This is a genomic window from Vibrio sp. 970 (assembly GCF_033339075.1).
In genome coordinates, this window is the sequence record NZ_JAWOTW010000114.1 from 1 (window position 1) to 974 (window position 974).

Sequence of the window (974 nt, forward strand, 5' to 3'; positions counted from 1 at the left end):
GTACGTAAGCGTTGGTCTTTTTATCTTTACTGATTGGAATATCCTTCTTCATTTGATCAAAGGATTTTGCACCAAGTGATGACATTTCTTGATCTGAAAACATCAGTATTTGATTTCGACCAGTTGGTGAGGCGCTGCACGCAGTTAAGCCTGCTAAGGTCAAGAGAGCAGAGGCTTTAATCCATACCTTCATAAGTGGCTCCATATTCACTAATTCTTGTTTTGAACCAGTAGTATATACCCAAATGATGACAAGATGCATAGGCGAGGTAAGTGTGATTGTAGAGTTGAGGGCTAGCGCGTTTTGTCTTGAAGTGTCTCAGCAATAGAGACTATGCTAAGCGCTTGGCATAAATATGAATAAGCAGTCTCAACCTGCAAACAGTAAGAGCGAAAAATGAGTATTTGGAAAAAGCCGATCAGTTTGGACATCCTTAACGCTACATCAAGAAATACCATGATGGAGCACCTACAAATCGAGTACACCAACTTCACGGATGACTCATTAAGTGCAACGATGCCAGTGTGCAGTTTTACTCACCAACCGCTGGGTATGTTGCATGGTGGTGCATCCGTCGTGCTAGCAGAAACATTAGGTTCCATTGCCGCAAACTTTTGCGTAAGTGAAGGTAACTACTGCGTAGGTTTAGATATCAACGCAAACCATGTACGAGCAATGCGCAGTGGTTATGTTATCGGTACCGCAAAACCTATTCACCTTGGTGTTTCGACTCAAGTTTGGCAGATTGAAATTACAGACGAACGTGATCGTTTGGTGTGTACTAGTCGTCTAACGATTGCTGTGAAACAACAAAAAGCAAAATTGGCTTAATTCGACTTCATCAATCAGCAGAGATACCCCCAAAGGCAGAACATGGTTATCGAGTTTTCATTAGGTAAAATTATCGCGACGCAGCGTGAAATCGTCATCAAACTAACGGGTGAGGCAATGGTCACATTGCAAGCACAAACCG

Annotated in this window: 2 protein-coding genes and 1 pseudogene; 2 read left to right on the forward strand and 1 reads right to left on the reverse strand. The window is 42.5% G+C overall.

Annotated features, from left to right (window positions below; all coding sequences use genetic code 11):
• Positions 1-193, reverse strand: a pseudogene (locus tag R7Q11_RS25090) (M48 family peptidase); the annotation flags it as partial.
• 204 nt (positions 194-397) lie between these two features.
• Between R7Q11_RS25090 and R7Q11_RS25095 the strand changes: the two are divergent.
• Positions 398-832 carry a hotdog fold thioesterase gene (locus R7Q11_RS25095; RefSeq protein WP_005455359.1) on the forward strand — a complete coding sequence of 145 codons (435 nt, stop codon included), beginning with the start codon at positions 398-400 and terminating at the stop codon, positions 830-832.
• A gap of 42 nt (positions 833-874) precedes the next feature.
• Positions 875-974: DUF3389 family protein (locus tag R7Q11_RS25100; protein WP_225466869.1), on the forward strand; the 100-nt coding region annotated here is incomplete at its 3' end.